This window comes from Blautia sp. HCP28S3_G10 (genome assembly GCF_052065235.1).
In the GTDB taxonomy this organism is placed as follows: Bacteria; Bacillota; Clostridia; order Lachnospirales; family Lachnospiraceae; genus Blautia_A.
In genome coordinates, this window is record NZ_JBQHUL010000083.1 from 1 (window position 1) to 1,793 (window position 1,793).

Annotated in this window: 1 protein-coding gene; it reads right to left on the bottom strand. The window is 43.3% G+C overall.

The window, feature by feature from the left end; translation table 11 throughout:
* Positions 1-192 precede the first annotated feature (192 nt).
* Entirely contained in the window at positions 193-1,482 is a 1,290-nt protein-coding gene (locus ACTNB8_RS16235; RefSeq protein WP_441056105.1) for an IS30 family transposase, read from the bottom strand.
* Between the last annotated feature and the right edge of the window lie 311 nt (positions 1,483-1,793).

The following is a 1,793-nucleotide window of genomic DNA, read 5'->3' on the forward strand; positions in this document are numbered from 1 at the left end:
TTCCAAACTGGAACTTACAAAACCAAATAGATTGAACCAGTTGTTGAGGCGTGATAAGATAACCCCAGATCAATTTCTGTTCTGAAAAAAGACGCACTTTAAGCGGAGGTCGAATTCATCTTTCTTTTTTTGCAAGATTAAATTCCACCCCTGATGGCAGTGCTTATGAATCCGGATGGCAGTCCGATCAGTTTATTTTTTCAGCAGATATGGTGTGAGATTGATCTCATTAGCGGGGATTACCTTAATGCCGAGCTTAGCCAAGGTATCCTCACCGTAAAAGAAGCTGAACAACTGGTTGGCAGACTGGTCGTTCAGCTTTTTTCTTGTGTAGGAATTGATGTGACTCATCAGAAGAGACACATCTTCCTGGATTAAGTTGTCAAAAGAGGATTTCTTTGGTAATACGCGTCTGATCATCTCGTGGCATACTTCACAGCCGCCTTTCTGGTCAGAACGTTGTGGATCACAGTAGAATACTCTGGTTCTGCGTTCACCATTACCATTGAACTCAATACCCAGAGGGTCGGTAAATTCACTCCCACGGTCGGTTACAATCACAGGGAATAATTCAGTGAATTTCTCGTGCCCCAAGAGAACATAAAGCTGGTTGAAGATATCTGTTACAGAACGTGCTGTATTCGCATCGCGAATGAATGCCAGCATGAGGTTACAGTTCTGAAAGAAGAGGGTTAGAAATACTTTGCCACCTTTTCTTCCTTCAACAGAGTCCATCTCAACGACAGAAACATCTGGATTGGCAGCCATATATTCCTGAAAGTCTTCATAGGTGCGACCGACGTGACATTTCTTGTCCACCCTTACTGGTTTCTTCTTTTTACGAATGCGATAGCGCACCTTACGCGGAAGATCACCGTTGCATACAGAAAGAAGTCCTGCGTCGATATAGTTATAGATTGTCTTTTCATCTAGCATGATCAGGTCAACGTTATTGACACAGATCTGGTGAATTGACTGTCCCTGCCTGATCAGAGGAGTGATAATACCATCAATCCTTTTTAATTCTTCAGAACTGATAGCGAATCCCTGTCGGCTTTCGCTACGGACAGCTTCATATTCATTCTGAGCATACTTTGCCTCATAAAGATAGCGCCTTAACTTACACCCCTGTCTGGTATCGCACCCATTACAAACATAAGGAGGCTTTTTGATTTTCAGGCAAACCTGTTCCTCAAAATCAGGACAGTGAGTATAGCAAGGTGGATCACATTTCTTACAATCCTGACCCCAGCGCTTCTTACAGGGTTTGCAGATGTCACCGTAATGCTTACAGGTACGTCTGTTGGCACATGGATTGTATGTACTTTTTTCCACAACCTTGTAATGGTTGCGGACTTCTTTGGAAATCGTAGAAGGATCTTTTCCGAGAATTTCTCCGATTTCTTTGAACTTGAGATTATCACGAAGTGATACTTCGATTGTCTGTCTTTCATCAAATGTCAGATGTGCATTCTTTGCCATGGTAGTTTCTCCTTTGGTAGGATGCCATCCGGAAATCTGCTGAAAGTATGATTATAACAGAAGGGGCTCTGCCCCTTGAACCCCGAGGTTTATCGCTTTGTGTTTCCACAGGAGCAAAGAAAAAGAGCAACACACTCAGTGCTGCTCCTGTGTAACCCTGGATGTCGCTCAGGTCGCTCCTCAGCGTTGCCCTATCCTGCATTTCAGGGAAAGTAACTATATTTTAATTGATTACTGACCGGTGTTCAACCGGTTGGGAAAGGTTTGGAAGAGTTACTTCTACCACTGTTTTTGCAATGGTAAGTTCCAGT

Bases quoted from the DNA above. Each gene is read 5' to 3' on its own strand.
- ACTNB8_RS16235 (WP_441056105.1), bottom strand. From the start codon at position 1,482: ATGGCAAAGAATGCACATCTGACATTTGATGAAAGACAGACAATCGAA.